Origin of the sequence: Pontivivens insulae, assembly GCF_900302495.1 — a bacterium.
Classification (GTDB): domain Bacteria; phylum Pseudomonadota; class Alphaproteobacteria; order Rhodobacterales; family Rhodobacteraceae; genus Pontivivens; species Pontivivens insulae.
In genome coordinates, this window is sequence record NZ_OMKW01000001.1 from 214,926 (window position 1) to 230,514 (window position 15,589).

Genomic DNA, 15,589 nt, shown 5'->3' on the forward strand with positions numbered 1-15,589 from the left:
TCAGGCCCCCTTGCGCGCCGCGATCATCCGCGCGGGGTTAGGGCCCAGACCGATGGTCCAGGCAAACGGCTTAAGCTTCGACAGCCCGATCGTCACGGCAAAGGCCAGCGGCAGCACAACGATGAACCGCGCGATCACCAGCACCGCTGGCGACATCAGCTCCGCCAGCCCCGTGGTGAACACCGCAATGTCGAACAGGTCGATCACGAAGGGATGCACCAGATAGACCCCGAACGTGTATTTCGACAACTCCGAATAGCGCGGCGACCAGTCACGATACTGCCCGCCCATGAAGATGCAGAACACGAAGAGCGGCATCAGGAAGTGACCGTAATAGTCCCAGCCGCCCCGAATGCCCCACTCTCCGGTGAACAGCGCGTGGCCAAAGAAGGGCAGCGTCGCGACATAGGCCATCGCGGCGAAGTAATAGGCCCCCCGCCTGAGCAGCTTCGCCTCCCCGCGCGGGATGCCGTCCTTCCACAGCGAATAGAGCGCATGCGCCGCCAGCCCATAGCCGACATAGCCCAGCACCTTGGTTATCCGCACGAGGTAGTCGCGCAGCAGCGGATCGATATCGAGGCCCCAGAAAAAGCGCTGCGCATGGTCCATGGCGCCCAGCGTGGCGAACAGGGCGACGCCGAGGATCGGATAGCGCACGGCCAGCCGCATCACCGGGAAGAACAGCAGGATCGCAAAAAGAGTCGGCAAAAAGTGCATGTGGTACTGCGACTTGCCCAGCAGGAAGAACGCCACCCACGTCTCCGCCTCGCCCAGCGTCGCCCAGTATTGCGGCGCGTAGCCAAAGGCCTCCGCCTTCACCAGTCGGAAGAACGCATAAAACAGCGTCCACGCGACGAAGGGCACCAGCAGCCGCTCAGCCTGCGTCGTGATCGCCTCGCGATAGCCGGGCCGGTGCCGGTCGATCCGCATCGCCATCAGGAACAGCGAGAACAGAAAGAACATCTCCGAGCCGGAGAACTCGCCCAGCGAGCGCAGGAAGACCGGGATCGCCCGCTCCTCTGTCTCCGCGGCCGGGAACGGCCGACCGGCAAAGTCGGTCGTGGCGTGGATCATCACCACGCCGACCGCCGCCCAGACACGGTTGGCGTCAAACCAGACGAGGCGGTTTCCGCTCATTGGTTTGCCCAGGGCGCCGGGCAGCTGAGCGGCGCGACGACCCGCGGCGCCGGTGCCTCAAAGAGCTGCTCTTCAGGACTGCAATTCGTGGCACCAATGCCGTGTTCACGCATCACCGGCTGGCAAAAGCGGAACTCATCCCACGCCAGCGCGGGTGTCAGATCCTCAACGCCGTTGCACGCGCAGCATGTCCGTTCGATCACTTGCGGCTGCGGCAGGCAGCGCGTCTCGCGGATTTCCTCACCAAAGGCTGTGTGCCAGTAGCGGGTATTGTCATTGACATATTGCAGGATTGGCCCCTGCGCCTTGTAAAGAAGCGAGGCGAGAATGATGCCGTTATTGTTGGCCGTTCGCAGGGGAATAACGCCATTTCCGTTTTCATAGACCCCTTCATAGAAGCCTCGATCTGCGATGGAGATGTCCGCGACCGTCTCAAACAGCAGATCGGTATAGGGATCGTCCCAAAGCGCCCACATGCCCAGCGCGGCCTTGGCAGACACCGCCGCCCGATCCGGCTGATACTCACCCGAAGGGTCGAGTGTGTTCCATGCGTAGCCGTCCGCAAAAATCGTGTCGTAGACAAAGAACGGGCTACCCTCGACCTGATGTTCAGAGCGGGCGGTAACAACACCTGTCGCTTCAAACCGACGCTCTTGAGCGGCAAAGACACGGTAAGCAAACTCCGCCCGCCAACCCTGCGAAGCGAAGCCGGGCCCGTCGGGATCGGCCGTGGGCAAATCCCAACCCAGCTCCAGCCCGTCCAGAAGGTAACTTTCCGTCAGCACGTAGTTCTGGCTGCGATAGACGCGGGGATCGCGTCCGTCATGGGGCACGTCGATGTCATAGATGCGCGAATAGGCCAGCGGCTCAGCCTCCAGTGCTCCGCGCACGTCAAAGCCCCAGAGTGCGAAGCCCTTGGCCGCATATTCCTCGTAGCCAAGACGACCCTCTTGCACGTAGCGCGTCGCACCGTCGCCCCCGACAAATGTGCCCTGAATGCGTCCCCGCTCATCGATCATGTTGCAGAAATTCCAACGCAGCGGCACGTTGTCCGCCGCATTCGCGAGGTAGGGGTAGCGTTCTGCAAGAACCCGCAACCAGACGAGCAGGCGACCGATATCATTCGCAGAATACCCGATCTCACCCGGTTCATTGGTGTAGTCGACACGCTCTCCGGTCTGGGTGTTATAGACCTTGTTGGGTGCCTCACCCCGGAACAGCGGAAGATTGCGCAGGGTTGCCAACAGGCGCATCGCGCGGTCGTCAAAGGTTCGCTTGTCGATGATCCCCAACTCATAAGCGGCGACGAGACCGCTGATATAGCTTGCCGTGTCCCACATCGTCGTGGACGGGAAACGCGCAACGGAATTCACCAGGCCGGTCTCTTCCTGATAGGCGTCGACAAAATAGGACCAGGCCGTGCGCGCCATCTCAAGCTCACGCTCGGTCAACGCGCCATTGCGGCCAAAATGACTGCTGATCTCGATGGTTTCAGTCACCTCTGTTTCATCAACAGGGGTCGATATCTGCTGCGCAGAGGCGGCGGATACCAGACTCGTTCCAACCAAGGCGGCACAAAGCAGTTGCGCGGGTTTGTTCCAGATCGGAGCAGTGTAGTTGGAGCGGGATCGGGGGGTCATCTCGTCACCTTTCGCAAAAAGCTCAGTTCAGTTCGGTTGGCACCGGGCCGAGGCGTCACGCGCACCCTGTCGGCCATGGCAAGGATTAAGGGCACCCCGCGACCGGATTCGGCAAGCGGATCGATATCCTGCAAATCAGGGACATCGTCGTAAAGATCGCTGGGCTGCGCCTCGCCCCGATCAGTGACGGCAATGCGCAATGCGTCCTCACCTTGCGCAATCTCGATTTGTATCGAAGGCGCCAGAACACCCTCGTGCACGGCATAGCGAACCGTATTTGCCAGCAGCTCTGCCAGCGCGATCTCCACATCCCCCGCGCGTGACGGCGGCAAGGCATGCGCGGCCACCTGCCGAACGCGCGCCAGAACCGCATCAATCGCACCCAATTCGGGGGCCATGTCGATCACCTCCCGCACGTTCAGAGCGTCGCAGCCAATGCAGAGACGGCTGCGGCCCGATCGGTGTGTGCGGTAAACACCCGGTTCATACGTGTGATTTCGAACATCCGCCGCACATCAGATCCTAGTCCGCAGACCACGACCTCCCCACGGCTCCCCAAACGCTTGAGAACACCGACCAAAGCGCCGATGCCGGAACTGTCGACGAAGCCAGTTTGCGAAAGATCAATGACGAGCATGTTCTCGCCCGCATCGATACAGGCGACGACCTCTTCCTTGAACTGGGTCGCGTTCGCAGCGGTCAGGCGTTCGGTGCCCGGCTCCACAATCAACACACCGGTGCTGTCATCTTTGGTTGTGCGTATCATGTTGGTTGGGTCCTCTCACAGATCAGGATGGTCAGGTCATCATCCAGTGCACGACCGTCGCGCCACCGGTCTAGTACATCCAGAAGATGCGCAGGGATCATTTTGGGTCGATCTTTACAGGTCTCGACAACCTGCTGAACCCTTGGTTCACCGAAAGCCTGACCGGCAAGGTCGTCAGCCTCCGTCGCGCCATCAGAGCAGAGCACCAGCAGATCGCCGGGATCCAGCGTCAGATGCTCTGTCTCGAACGTTGCGCTTCCAAGCAAGGCCACGGGAAACCCACCCAAATCGAGCAGGGACACACCGTCTCGTACACGCGCGATCCACGGGGGCTGATAGCCCGCATTGCACACACTGACCCGACCTGTCGCGCCGTCGAAGATCCCACAGAACATTGTGAAATATTCTTCGTGCCCATCTTCAAAGAAACGTTCATTCAAACGCTCAACCAGTCGCGCCGGATCGGGGGAGCCATCCTCGGCAAAGGCGTAGCTGTTGAAATAGGCCGCCGTCAGCAAATGGCCGAGCGCGACGGATTTCAGCGACGCGCGCACCCCGTGCCCGGCAACATCAATCGCGTAGAAGGCCACCATCCCGTTTGGCAGCTCAAAAAAGCCGAACATATCCCCGGACAGGATTTGCGAAGGTACGAATTCTGAATGGAACCGCAGTCCGCCAATATCGCGCCCGACATCAGGAAGCAGGCGACGCTGCGCGCGTGAGGCCGCCTCAAGGTCACGCAAAATCCGCGTGTTGGCCTCCTCAAGACCGCGCTTGCGCTGTTCGAGCAACCGCTCGTGCCGGATCATGCGTGCCACGGAGGCGATCCGCGCTGAGAGGATCGGCAATTCCAGCGGCTTCAGCATGAAATCATCAACACCAGCCTCAAGCGCGATCTCGCGGTCCGCCGTCTGCGACGATGCCGTGACCATCAGGATGTGCACATAGCTTTCATCCTCTCCCCGCCACTCGTCACGGACATGGCGCACCAGCGTGTGACCGTCCATACCGGGCATGTCGAGGTCGCAGATAACGATCTTGGCCCCGCTCTCGCGCAGCACCTCCAGCGCCGTTGCCCCGTCTTCAGCTTCCAACGCGATATGCCCGAGCTTGCGCAGCAAGCTGACAGCGTAGGTCCGCTGGAAGTAGTCGTCTTCGACAACGACAATCTTCAACGCTTCGGCTGCATCAAGCAAAGTTCAGATCCTCTGGGCATCAATTATCATGTCTCAACGACATAGCCCCGAATTGGCGGCGCGGAAAAGGTCCCTATACCTTTACGCTTATCTGGTCGTAGTCCTATTCTTTGGGATAGATAAAAATGTTACTTTGGAAAGTAGCTAAACATGTCGCGTCCGATTGCGCTGGAAATCATGCCTGAGCATGTCGTGGATACGCTGCGCTCTTCGATGAGTGATGATGAGATCGCGACCTTCTTTGAACGCTTTGTGGCCCATGCACGGGTTACGACGACAAAGATCACCGCGGCCCATGAGGATCGCGATGCAAGGACGATGGCGCGCCACGCCCACGGCCTCATCGGCTCTGCGGCAATGCTGGGCCTGACAGAAATCGCCTCTCTCGCGCGGACGCTGGAAATAGAGGCCGAAACGATTGTTCAGGCAGATCTAGACGACACCCTGTCAGAAGCTGTGGCGGAGCTGGAGGCCGCCCTCTCGGAAGCCGAATGATGTGCGGCGGCTCAAACGCCTGCCGCTATCGGTTCAAAACATCCATCAGCCAGGTCCGAAAGTCCGCTGCCGCAGGGTTGCCCTCTGCAATGGATAGATAATAACCCTCGCGCCCGGCGAGCGTCTGTTCCGTAACCCGCACGACCTGCTCGGTGGCGATCGCGTGACTGGCCAGCAATTCGCTGACCAGGGCCACACCATTTCCCTGTGCGGCCAGTTGCAGCGCCATTCCATAAGTATCGGTATAGAGCGACGGCACCAAAGGCCCGCCATCTAATATCGGCCAGTCTCGCCAACCAACCGACGTTCCGACCGTTTCAATCAGCGGAACCTCTGCCAGATCGCCTTGAAGCATGGGTGAGCGCAGCGCGACCAGTCGCGATGGCTCCAAAGCTTCTGCATTCAGCCCAACTTGCGCGCGGGAACCGAACCGAATCTGCACATCGGCGGTAGAGGCGTGGAAATCGTCGGGCCAAACCGTGCTCAACAGGCGTATGCGAAGGTCGGGAAACATCGCGGTGAATTCTGGCAGGTTCGGCGCAATGACCCATTGGGCCACACTTACCGATGTCGCGACGTTCAGCACCCCGGATGTTTGGTCAGGTCCAAAAGCCCCCGCCGCGGATGCCAGCGTTTCGAGCGCTTGCTCCACCTGCGGCTGCAATCTGCGCCCATGGTCGGTCAGGGAAATACCCCGCGCCCGCCGCATGAACAGCGCCACCCCAAGGCGGCTTTCTAGCGCACGCACCTGCTGACTGACCGCCGATTGGGTCAGACCGATCTCATCTGCCGCCGCGGTAAAGCTGAGCGTCCGCGCCGCAGCCTCGAACGAGCGAAACCACGTCAGCGGCGGCAATGACTTCCCCATGATCAAAACACCCATTAGCTTTTTTAATACCTAAGGGCATAGAACCGTCGTTTGTCAAAATTCCCGACCCTGACTTAGCCTCTGCACAAGCAAGGGGAGAGCCGATGGAACCGCGTATCCGCAAAATCGTGACCTATGATGAAGAGATCCTGATCGAAGGGTTTCGCGAAGCGGCCAAGCCATGGCGCATGTTCGCGGTCGCGGCCGTTCTCGAAAACCCCTGGGCCGGGCGCTATGTCGAAGATCTTCAGCCGGAAATTCGCGCGTTCGGGCCGGTTCTGGGCGAGATGATGACAGACCGCATGATCGCGCTCGCTGGATCTGGTGCCGCAATCGAGGCCTACGGCAAAGCTGCCGTTGTCGGCCTGAATGGAGAGATCGAGCACGCCTCCGGCCTGATCCATACATTGCGCTTCGGTAATTTCTATCGCGCGGCCGTCGATGCGAAATCCTATCTCGCCTTCACGAACACCCGTGGCGGTGCGAACGCACCCATCATGGTGCCTCTGATGGATAAGAACGATGCCGGGCGCAGGTCTCACTACCTCACCATCCAGTTCGCGATACCCGATGCGCCGTGCGATGATGAGATTGTCGTCGTGCTGGGTGCCGCAATGTCGGGGCGTCCTCACCATCGCATTGGTGACCGCTATCAGGACCTGAAGGATCTCGGCCATGACCTGGACAACCCGGCCGCGGTCTAAGATCGCGGGACAGGCCGCGATTGATCTGGGCGACGGACCATACCACATCCTGATGCTTCACGGTGTCGGCTTACGGGCAGAGGCTTGGTCCGCGCAAATCGATGCCTTCGCCGCGACGGCGCGCGTCATCGCCCCTGACATGCCCGGCCATGGGCAGAGCGGATTGCCCGCCAGCCGTTTGACGCTGACCGATTACGTCCAGTGCGCAGCAGATGTGCTCGCATCACTGCAAGGCCCCACAATCGTCGTCGGGCACTCAATGGGATCAATGCTCGCGCTCGACCTCGCAGGCCACCACGCCGACGCGGTGTGCGGTGTCGTTGCCTTGAACGCCGTGTTCCAGCGGAGCGCTGCAGCACGGGACGCCGTCATCAAGCGGGCCGATGCGCTTGACGGCGAAAGCACGCCCGACCCGACAGCCACGCTGACACGGTGGTTTGGTGACGCGCCTTCGGCCGAGCGCAACGCCTGCGCAACGTGGCTTCGCGAGGTTGATCCATCAGCCTACAAGATGGCCTACACCGCATTTGCCAACAGCACGTCGCCCACACCCGAGGCACTGGCGGCGCTGCCGTGCCCGGCCTGCTTCATCACCGGCTCGGCAGAGCCGAACTCCACCCCCGACATGTCGACCCGCATGGCGGACCTGACGCCTCGTGGCGAAGTCGCCATCGTTGAGGGTGCCGCGCACATGATGCCAATGACCCATGCGGCGGAAGTGAACCGGATCATCTCCAACTTCATGTCGAAGGTGGTGTGATGAGCCGGATTGACCCCACATCCCTTAGGCAAGCGTTTGGCAGCTATATGACGGGCGTGACGGTTGTGACCGCACTGAGCGGCCAGGGTGAGCCTGTCGGGTTCACCGCGAATTCCTTCACGTCCGTCTCGCTCGATCCCCCACTCTTGCTGGTATGCCCCGGCAAATTCCTGTCCTCCTATCCGGCCTTTATTGCTGCGCGCCGCTTTGCCATCAGCATCCTTGCCGAAGGGCAGGACGACATTTCGACCGTGTTTGCGAGCAGCAGGGGTGATCGCTTCGCTCAAGTCGCCCATCGGCACGACCCCTGGGGTGTTCCGCTCATTGAGGACGCCCTGTGTCACTTTTCGTGCAAGACCTCCTCTGTCCACGAAGCAGGTGATCACAGCATACTTATCGGCGAAGTGGAGGATTACGCGCTGCGCGCCGGAAACGGCCTCGGCTATGTCGGCGGCCGGTATTTCAGCCTCGGGCTGGAGCGTGAGGCCCTCCAGACCACACACACCCGCCTCATCTGCGGCGCGGTGATCGAGATCGCCGGGCAAGTGCTCTTGGAGAGCACCCCAACCGGTTGGCGCCCCCCGCAGATCACATGTTCCGGGCGCGGACAATCGCGCACGGTCCTGACCACTCATCTGGAAACGCTGGGGATGTCCGTCCAGCTCGGCCCAGTCTATTCCGCGTTCGACGAGCGTGACCGGCACTCCGCATACATTCTGGGCTCTGCCGATGCGGCCCCGCCCACGGATCGGTTTTCATGCTTCGCGCCCGATGCGCTCCCGACGCTCAAATACTCGACCCAGCCGATTGCCGACATGATGACGCGGTATGCGCGCGAGGCCCAGACACGGGACTTCACCTTCTACCTCGGGGATGCGGTGTCCGGGGATCAGCACAACTTGATGGAAAGGACCTGAGACATGGAATTCTCCCTCTTTGTCCATATGGAACGCCTGGGAAGCGACGAGCCTCAGGAAAAGCTCCAGGAAGAGTTCATTGCCCTGTGCAAAATGGCGGATGACGCTGGTATGCGCGCCATCTGGACGGGTGAGCATCATGGCATGGATTTCACGATCGCTCCGAACCCGCTGATGACACTCGTCAATCTGGCCCACCACACCAAGAATGTGCGTCTGGGAACCGGCACCATTGTCGCGCCTTTCTGGCATCCGATCAAATTGGCTGGTGAAGCAGCTTCCGCCGATCTCATGACCGGGGGCCGGATCGAATTGGGTGTGGCCCGAGGGGCGTATTCCTATGAATATGAACGCCTCATGCCGGGCCTGGACGCTTGGGAAGCCGGTCAGCGGATGCGCGAAATTGCCCCGCTTCTCCCCAAACTCTGGCAAGGTGATTGTGCCCATGAAGGGGAGTTCTTCAGTTTCCCGCCCACCACCTCCGCGCCGAAACCCGCTCAATCCGACGGTCCGCCGATCTGGATCGCGGCCCGCGACCCGAACAGCCATGAATTCGGGGTTCACAACGGCTTCAACATTCAGGTCACACCGCTCTGGCAAGGGATGGCGGAGATTGAGACGCTCATGGGCCGGTTCAACGACGCATGCGCGACCTATGACGGGCCACGCCCGAAAATCATGCTGTTGCATCACACCTATGTCGCCGCAGACGCGGAGGATGCAGAGCTTGGCGCGCAGCAGCTTTCGCGGTTCTACAACTATTTCGGTGCATGGTTTCAGAACAAGCGGCCCGTCCAGCAGGGGCAGATTGCCGAAATCTCGGATGACGAGATCGCTGCAAACCAGATGATGTCGAAAGAGAACCTCGCCCTTGATCTGACGATTGGCACGGCAGCAAGCGTTACGGACCGTCTTCGCCGCTATGAGGATCTGGGATACGATGAATACTCATTCTGGATCGATAGCGGGATGAGCTTCGAGCGAAAGAAGGCGTCGCTCGCCCGGTTCATCGACGATGTCATGCCACAGTTTCAGTGAGGATTTAGCGATGGCCCAAACGCCTCATTATCAACTGTTCATTGATGGAACCTGGTGCGACGGTTCGGACGCGCAGGTCATGACCTCTCAAAACCCTGCAACCGGTCAGGATTGGGCGACATTCGCCTGCGCGTCCGCCACGGATGTCGACACTGCGGTCTCTGCCGCCCGGCGCGCCCTTTCAGACCCGAAGTGGCGGGACATGACGCAAACCGCACGTGGCAAGCTTCTGTACCGTCTGGCCGAACTGATCGAACAAAATGCGACTCATATTGGGGAGGTCGAAACCACCGACAGCGGCAAATTGCTTGCCGAGACGGCGTCGCAAACAGCTTATGTGGGCGACTACTATCGCTACTACGCCGGGCTGGCCGACAAGATTGAGGGGGCCGTCCTGCCCATCGACAAGCCGGACCTTCATGTCTTCACCCGCGCCGAACCGATTGGCGTCGTCGTCGCAATCGTACCGTGGAACGCCCAGATGTTCCTGACAGCCACCAAACTCGGCCCGGCCCTCGCCGCTGGGTGCACAGTCGTCCTGAAAGCGTCAGAGATTGCCCCTGCACCCATGCTGGAATTCGCACGCCTGATCGAGAAGGCCGGTTTCCCGCGCGGCGTCGTTTCAGTCATCACGGGCGACGCTGAAAATTGCGCAATACCGCTGACACGCCACCCGGATGTAGACCGCATCGCATTCACCGGTGGACCGGAAACCGCGCGGCATGTCGTGCGGAACTCGGCAGAGAATTTTGCGGTCACGACCCTCGAACTCGGTGGCAAATCCCCCATTCTCGTCTTCGACGATGCAGACCTTGATGGCGCCGCAAACGGGCTGATTGCAGGAAATTTCGGGGCGTCGGGGCAAAGCTGCGTTGCTGGATCACGCGGCCTCGTCCACCGGTCTGTTCTGAACGACCTTATCAACCGCATCCGTGACAAGATGGCCGATGTCGCAATCGGGGATCCGCTGTCATCTGAAACGCATATCGGCCCGCTATGCACAGATGCACAAGTGCGCAATATCGAAGCCACCTTGGAAAAGGCGCGACAGCAGGGCGCGACGATCCACATGGGCGGCCACCGGGTCGACAGACCCGGCAACTTCTTCGCACCGACACTCGTTGAATGCGCAACACGCGATACAGAAACCCTCGATATAGAGATGTTCGGCCCCGTGATGTCGCTGCTCCCCTTCGAGACAGAGGATCAGGCGATTGCCCTGGCCAATGACAGCCCGTTTGGCCTCGGTTCTGGCATCTTCACACAAAATCTCGCCCGTGCTCATCGGGTGTCATCCCGCCTGAAAGCCGGAATTTGCTGGATCAACACCTACCGCGCCGTCTCTCCAATCGCGCCCTTTGGGGGCTATGGTCAGTCGGGTTACGGACGCGAGGCCGGTTTGACCGCGATTCAGGACTACACCCGCAGCAAGACCGTGTGGATCAACACCTCTGACCAACCCATGGCGAATCCGTTCGTGATGAGGTGAACCACGCCGGTTAACCACATCTACAGCAGAAAATCCTCATTCGTGCCGAATGGGTTAGCCTGACCATTTAACAGGAATTGTTAGCGCTAACGCTCAAAAATCACACAATTTTCATCAACTTGTTAACGTTACCATATATCTCACGGGGAAGGTGACGAATGATGTTAGTTGCGCGTATGTGCCTGTTGGCAGCGATTGGGTTAGGGGTCCAGCCTGCTGCCGCCGATGTTGAAATCCTGTTCAATCGATCCGAGGTTCCCGGCTCTCCGATCAATTGGAAAATCATTGATCGCTGGCAAAGCCGTATCGAGCACCAGACCGAGGGCCGCGTCTCTTTCGTCACGCCAGTTGAAAGCCTCGCACCTGCAGCGGATCAACTCGATCTGATGGCCAGCGGCGGCGCCGACGGCGCTTACGTCTTCAACGGTTTTCTTGAAGAGACACAACCGCTGATCCAGTTGTCGATGACGCCGATGACGTCCGGCTCTGCGGAGTCGTCGGCAGTCGCACTATGGCGCGTTTATGAGCGCTATTTCTCTGATCTGGTAGAGTTCGAGGGGGCAGAGCTTATGGGCTTCGTTGCCGCCCCTCCCACCCAGATGTGGAGCCTGACCCGCTACGCGCTGGATGACATTTCCGATTTCGATGGGCGCCCGGTCTATACGCTCGCAGGCGCACCCGCGAGTGCGGCGCGTATGCTTGGCGCAGAGCCGACTGACATCGGCACCCGCTCCACCCGCGACGCATTTGGCGACGGTGTTTTGGAGGCCGCCCTTTCGATGAGCGCGACCGACGTGCTGACCCATCGTGTGTTGGAGTCCGTCACGTCGATGACGCAAGTGCCCGGCGGCGTTTTCACCCCCACCTATTCGATCCTGCTATCTGATCGAGTGTGGAACCAGATCTCACCCGAAGATCAGGACATCATCCGCACTTTGTCCGGTGAGGCGCTCGCCAGACGGTCCGCCGCGTGGGACATTGAAGAATATGCCGCACAGATCAAACTCCGAGAGCTCGACGTCGATATCCGCACGGCACAGCTCCTGCTCGAAGCAGAGCTGCAGGACCGCTGGAAGCAAGCCTTCTGGGAAAGCTGGATCACCCGCGCCGTCGATGCAGGCGCAAACGGGTTCGCAGCCCTGGATGCCTATTTCATTGAGATCGAGGAAATCGCTCAGGACAGTTGAGCACAGGTCAATCTCGCAAGATGGGCCAGTATCTGCGAGATCAGGCGTGGCGGGCATGTGGGAGCCTGCCGCGCCTTACTTTTTCTGGCCGCCTTTTGCAGCATCACTGGACTGCCGGATCAGCAATTTGGGCGTGATCGGGGCTGCGCTGGTCTCACTCTGCCCCTCATCGAGGCACTTGATCAGCAGGTCCGCCGCCCGCGCCCCAATTTCCCGCGCGGCGGGATCAATCGTGGTGATCGTCGGCACGCAGATATCCCCCAGTTCATACGCTCCGAACCCGACAATACTGATATCGTCCGGCACCTTTAGGCCCCGGCGCTGGCACTCCGTCAGCGCGCCGAATGCCGCAAGATCCGACACACAGCACACCGCATCGACCGTCCGCCCACTGTCGAGCAGCGCGCCCATCGCGTGCGCGCCCTCCCGCATGGAAATCGGCGGCAAGCCCGCATCGATCAGAAGATCAGCAGCCAGACCGTGATGGGCCATTGCATCTGCAAAACCACGGCGTCGATCTGCGCCCCGCGTATCCGCATTTCCGTCCCCGCCCAGATACGCGATCCGGCGATGCCCAGCATCGACAAGATGCTGAACCATGGCTTCCATCGCTTTCGCGTTAGAGAACCCGATCACCGACCCGATGGGATCGGTCGGCAGATCCCACGTCTCGACGACCGGTATGCCCGAACCCTGCAACAGCTTGCGTGCCGCTTCCGTATGCTGACCACCGGTCACGACAATGGCCTCGGGGCGCCGTCCCAGCAATTGCCGGATCAGACGCTCTTCCTCGTCAATGTCGTAATTGGTGTAGCCCAGCAAGACCTGCCGCCCGGATGCGGCCAGGCGCTCAGACAGCCCCCCCACAGTGTCGGCAAAGTTGGAATTGCTGATGGACGGGATCGTCATGGCAACAAATCCGGACTTCTTCACGCGCAACCCGGATGCCGTCGCATCAAAAACGTAGCCCAGCTCATCCGCGGCGCGCTGGATCTTCTCTCGCGTCGCCGTACTGATAGAGGCATCGGCCCGAAACGCGCGGCTGACCGTCATGACGGATACACCGGCGGCCTTCGCCACCTCTTTCATAGTCGGTGCCTTTGCCATCAAAAACCGCCTTCCGCCCTACTGGGCTCTTGTCGTCTGACCCGGCACCAAAGTGCAGGGCAAGATTGTTTTTTCGGGGACCGTCACACCGTTCAGGCGCGCCAACAGGTTGCGGGCGCCAACCAGGCCGATCTGGCGGCGCGGCGTGGACATCGTCGTAATGCGCCGAGGCAACACCTTGGTGATTGCCAGTTCATTGAACCCGACAATCCCGATGTCGTCGGGCACTCTCAAACCCTCTTGCTCCGCGCGCATCAACCCGCCAAAGGCCATATGATCGTTGAGAAACAGGACAACATCGGGCCGCCGGTCCCGGTCGATCTGCTCGAACCCGGTGTAACCACTGATGAATGCATTGTCGTCTGAGACCGAAATCCGGCGCAACGTGCGTCCACCAGCCGCGCGAAAGGCTTCGACCAGACCTTCCACACGTTTGTCAGCCCGCGTGTCCTTTCCCGCGGGCGCGCCGATGAACGCGGGCGCGCGATAGCCCTTCTCCACAAGATGACGGCCCAGCGCGACACCGGCCTCGCGGTGATCAATTCCAACGCAAAAGTCAATGGGATGATCGGTGATATCCCAAAGCTCTAATGTCGCGATATTCGCGCGGGGCAGACGGGCGCGCACGGTTTCATCATGATCCACACCGGTCAGGATCACGGCGAGCGGCTGCCATTGCAGGATGCGCTCTATGAACTGCAATTCGCCATCGGATGAATAATCCGTGGTGTCCACCACCGAGTCATAACCTGCCTGCTGAAAGGTGCGGCGCATGCCCAGCAACACGTCCGCGAAGACATCGTTGAACAGAGTCGGAAGCGAGATTCCGATCATGTTCGAACCGGTGGTGGCCAGCGCCCTCGCGTTGCCATTGGGCACGTAATTGAGCGTTTTCGCGATCTCCAGAACGCGCAAACGGGTCGCCTCAGAAACACCATTAACGCCGCGCACAGCGCGCGATACGGTCATGATGGAGACACCCGCCGCTTTGGCAACGTCATGGATACTGGATTTCGCCACCGAGACCCCGCTCTCAAAATGCTTTCCGGGCAATAGGTTAACGGATTTCCGTTAACGCTAACGCTCTCGGCAGTTTTTTCACCTTCCCCGCGCCCTGTCCAGTGGAAATGATAACGATAACTTTTTACGGAGACTGAGCGTGCCTGAAATCGTTTTTGACAAGGTTCGGAAATCATTTGGTGCCGTCGAGGTGCTGCCGCCCCTCGATCTGGAACTCAACGACAGCGAATTCACCGTGCTCGTCGGCCCGTCCGGCTGTGGCAAGTCGACGACCCTGCGCATCCTTGCCGGACTGGAAACACTCTCAGGCGGAGAGATCTATTTCGACGGTCGGCCCATCGGCGGACTTGAACCCAAAGAGCGTGACATCGCCATGGTCTTCCAGGACTACGCGCTCTATCCGCATATGAACATTGCGCGGAACATGAGCTTTGCTCTGCGGCTTGCCGGTGTCTCCAAATCTGAGATTGAGGAGAAGGTGACCCGCGTCGCAAAGCTCCTCAACATCGATCATCTGCTTGACCGTAAACCGGCAGAGCTTTCGGGTGGCCAGCGCCAGCGTGTCGCAATGGGGCGCGCCATGGTCCGCGATGCAGGCACGTTCCTGTTTGATGAGCCGCTGTCCAATCTCGACGCCAAACTGCGCGCAAAGATGCGCACCGAGCTGGCAGAGATGCGCGACACCATCGACAAAAACATGGTCTACGTGACCCACGATCAGGTTGAGGCCATGACACTGGGTGACCGGATTGTCGTGATGTCTGACGGCAAGATCCAGCAACAGGGCAGCCCGGAAGAACTTTTCAAACGTCCGGTAAACCGCTTCGTTGCAGGCTTCATCGGCAGCCCAACCATGAATTTCCTCGATGGCGAACTCCACACAAAGGACGGTTCAACCTGGGTGCAGGGCGACGGCTATATGCTGCCCGTGACCGGCGAGACCGGACAGCGTGTTTCGCAGGTCGCGACCTCACGCAACATCACGTTGGGGCTGCGCCCATCCTCCATTGATCCGGATGTGACCGCCGGAGCTCCGATCGAGCTTCACATCGCCGTGGCCGAGTATCTCGGCGCGCAATCCGTTCTGGTCACACGCTGCGGGCAGACCGAGGTGCTCGCAGAGATCGCCAGCGCCCACCGTTTTGAGTCTGGAAAGGTGCGCACCTTCGGTGTGGCAACGGACGAACTCATGATTTTCGACCGGGACAGCGGCCTGCGCCTCTGACCCGCAATAGCCAAGCAAAAACACAGCATCAGGGAGAGAA

The 15,589-nt window shown here is 60.1% G+C and carries 16 protein-coding genes; 8 read left to right on the forward strand and 8 right to left on the reverse strand.

Annotated elements, in window-relative coordinates:
* Genes POI8812_RS01080 through POI8812_RS01100 form a run of 5 tightly spaced genes read right to left on the reverse strand, consistent with a single transcriptional unit; the run spans window position 1 to window position 4,739 of the window.
* Entirely contained in the window at window positions 1-1,137 is a 1,137-nt protein-coding gene (locus tag POI8812_RS01080) for an acyltransferase (RefSeq protein WP_108780688.1), read from the reverse strand.
* The gene (locus tag POI8812_RS01085) at window positions 1,134-2,777 is read right to left on the reverse strand and encodes a DUF3131 domain-containing protein (protein WP_108780689.1); all 1,644 of its coding nucleotides are present in this window, start codon (window positions 2,775-2,777) and stop codon (window positions 1,134-1,136) included. The genes POI8812_RS01080 and POI8812_RS01085 overlap by 4 nt, the downstream gene beginning before the upstream one ends.
* Window positions 2,774-3,175 carry an ATP-binding protein gene (locus POI8812_RS01090; RefSeq protein WP_108780690.1) on the reverse strand — a complete coding sequence of 134 codons (402 nt, stop codon included), beginning with the start codon at window positions 3,173-3,175 and terminating at the stop codon, window positions 2,774-2,776. Before POI8812_RS01090 ends, POI8812_RS01085 begins: the two co-directional genes overlap by 4 nt.
* A gap of 20 nt (window positions 3,176-3,195) precedes the next feature.
* Window positions 3,196-3,543 carry an STAS domain-containing protein gene (locus POI8812_RS01095; protein WP_108780691.1) on the reverse strand — a complete coding sequence of 116 codons (348 nt, stop codon included), beginning with the start codon at window positions 3,541-3,543 and terminating at the stop codon, window positions 3,196-3,198.
* Window positions 3,540-4,739 carry a PP2C family protein-serine/threonine phosphatase gene (locus POI8812_RS01100; protein WP_108780692.1) on the reverse strand — a complete coding sequence of 400 codons (1,200 nt, stop codon included), beginning with the start codon at window positions 4,737-4,739 and terminating at the stop codon, window positions 3,540-3,542. The genes POI8812_RS01095 and POI8812_RS01100 overlap by 4 nt, the downstream gene beginning before the upstream one ends.
* Window positions 4,740-4,889: 150 nt before the next feature.
* Here POI8812_RS01100 and POI8812_RS01105 point away from each other — a divergent pair, with 150 nt between their 5' ends.
* Entirely contained in the window at window positions 4,890-5,234 is a 345-nt protein-coding gene (locus POI8812_RS01105) for an Hpt domain-containing protein (protein WP_108780693.1), read from the forward strand.
* 25 nt (window positions 5,235-5,259) lie between these two features.
* Here the strand turns inward: POI8812_RS01105 and POI8812_RS01110 are convergent, their stop codons facing one another.
* A complete protein-coding gene (locus POI8812_RS01110) occupies window positions 5,260-6,102 on the reverse strand; it encodes a LysR family transcriptional regulator (protein ID WP_108781458.1) in 843 nt (280 codons plus the stop codon).
* Between the two features lie 104 nt (window positions 6,103-6,206).
* Between POI8812_RS01110 and POI8812_RS01115 the strand changes: the two genes are divergently transcribed.
* The 6 genes from POI8812_RS01115 (at window position 6,207) to POI8812_RS01140 (ending at window position 12,197) form a co-directional block, all read left to right on the forward strand.
* Window positions 6,207-6,806, forward strand: a complete 600-nt coding sequence (locus POI8812_RS01115) for an amino acid synthesis family protein (protein WP_108780694.1) — start codon at window positions 6,207-6,209, stop codon at window positions 6,804-6,806.
* Window positions 6,778-7,566, forward strand: coding sequence for an alpha/beta fold hydrolase (locus POI8812_RS01120; protein WP_108780695.1), 789 nt, complete (start codon window positions 6,778-6,780; stop codon window positions 7,564-7,566). The genes POI8812_RS01115 and POI8812_RS01120 overlap by 29 nt, the downstream gene beginning before the upstream one ends.
* Complete coding sequence (locus tag POI8812_RS01125) at window positions 7,566-8,483, forward strand: flavin reductase family protein (protein WP_108780696.1); 918 nt, start codon at window positions 7,566-7,568, stop codon at window positions 8,481-8,483. The genes POI8812_RS01120 and POI8812_RS01125 overlap by 1 nt, the downstream gene beginning before the upstream one ends.
* 3 nt (window positions 8,484-8,486) lie before the next feature.
* On the forward strand, window positions 8,487-9,521 hold the full coding sequence (locus tag POI8812_RS01130) for an LLM class flavin-dependent oxidoreductase (RefSeq protein ID WP_108780697.1): 1,035 nt from the start codon (window positions 8,487-8,489) through the stop codon (window positions 9,519-9,521).
* Window positions 9,522-9,531: 10 nt separating this feature from the next.
* A complete protein-coding gene (locus tag POI8812_RS01135; protein ID WP_108780698.1) occupies window positions 9,532-11,010 on the forward strand; it encodes an aldehyde dehydrogenase in 1,479 nt (492 codons plus the stop codon).
* A gap of 158 nt (window positions 11,011-11,168) precedes the next feature.
* Entirely contained in the window at window positions 11,169-12,197 is a 1,029-nt protein-coding gene (locus POI8812_RS01140) for a type 2 periplasmic-binding domain-containing protein (protein WP_108780699.1), read from the forward strand.
* A gap of 75 nt (window positions 12,198-12,272) precedes the next feature.
* Here POI8812_RS01140 and POI8812_RS01145 read toward each other — a convergent pair whose 3' ends face one another.
* Complete coding sequence (locus tag POI8812_RS01145) at window positions 12,273-13,304, reverse strand: LacI family DNA-binding transcriptional regulator (RefSeq protein WP_245895180.1); 1,032 nt, start codon at window positions 13,302-13,304, stop codon at window positions 12,273-12,275.
* Window positions 13,305-13,322: 18 nt separating this feature from the next.
* Window positions 13,323-14,324 (reverse strand): LacI family DNA-binding transcriptional regulator, encoded by a 1,002-nt coding sequence (locus POI8812_RS01150; protein ID WP_108780700.1) that lies wholly within the window; start codon window positions 14,322-14,324, stop codon window positions 13,323-13,325.
* Between the two features lie 139 nt (window positions 14,325-14,463).
* On the opposite strand from POI8812_RS01150, the gene POI8812_RS01155 reads away from it, so the two are divergent.
* Window positions 14,464-15,549 carry an ABC transporter ATP-binding protein gene (locus POI8812_RS01155; RefSeq protein ID WP_108780701.1) on the forward strand — a complete coding sequence of 362 codons (1,086 nt, stop codon included), beginning with the start codon at window positions 14,464-14,466 and terminating at the stop codon, window positions 15,547-15,549.
* Window positions 15,550-15,589 lie beyond the last annotated feature (40 nt).

Coding starts and splice junctions, on each gene's coding strand:
- POI8812_RS01080 (WP_108780688.1), bottom strand. CDS start 1,137: ATGAGCGGAAACCGCCTCGTCTGGTTTGACGCCAACCGTGTCTGGGCG.
- POI8812_RS01085 (WP_108780689.1), bottom strand. CDS start 2,777: ATGACCCCCCGATCCCGCTCCAACTACACTGCTCCGATCTGGAACAAA.
- POI8812_RS01090 (WP_108780690.1), bottom strand. CDS start 3,175: ATGGCCCCCGAATTGGGTGCGATTGATGCGGTTCTGGCGCGCGTTCGG.
- POI8812_RS01095 (WP_108780691.1), bottom strand. CDS start 3,543: ATGATACGCACAACCAAAGATGACAGCACCGGTGTGTTGATTGTGGAG.
- POI8812_RS01105 (WP_108780693.1), top strand. CDS start 4,890: ATGTCGCGTCCGATTGCGCTGGAAATCATGCCTGAGCATGTCGTGGAT.
- POI8812_RS01110 (WP_108781458.1), bottom strand. CDS start 6,102: ATGGGGAAGTCATTGCCGCCGCTGACGTGGTTTCGCTCGTTCGAGGCT.
- POI8812_RS01115 (WP_108780694.1), top strand. CDS start 6,207: ATGGAACCGCGTATCCGCAAAATCGTGACCTATGATGAAGAGATCCTG.
- POI8812_RS01120 (WP_108780695.1), top strand. CDS start 6,778: ATGACCTGGACAACCCGGCCGCGGTCTAAGATCGCGGGACAGGCCGCG.
- POI8812_RS01125 (WP_108780696.1), top strand. CDS start 7,566: ATGAGCCGGATTGACCCCACATCCCTTAGGCAAGCGTTTGGCAGCTAT.
- POI8812_RS01130 (WP_108780697.1), top strand. CDS start 8,487: ATGGAATTCTCCCTCTTTGTCCATATGGAACGCCTGGGAAGCGACGAG.
- POI8812_RS01135 (WP_108780698.1), top strand. CDS start 9,532: ATGGCCCAAACGCCTCATTATCAACTGTTCATTGATGGAACCTGGTGC.
- POI8812_RS01140 (WP_108780699.1), top strand. CDS start 11,169: ATGATGTTAGTTGCGCGTATGTGCCTGTTGGCAGCGATTGGGTTAGGG.
- POI8812_RS01145 (WP_245895180.1), bottom strand. CDS start 13,304: ATGGCAAAGGCACCGACTATGAAAGAGGTGGCGAAGGCCGCCGGTGTA.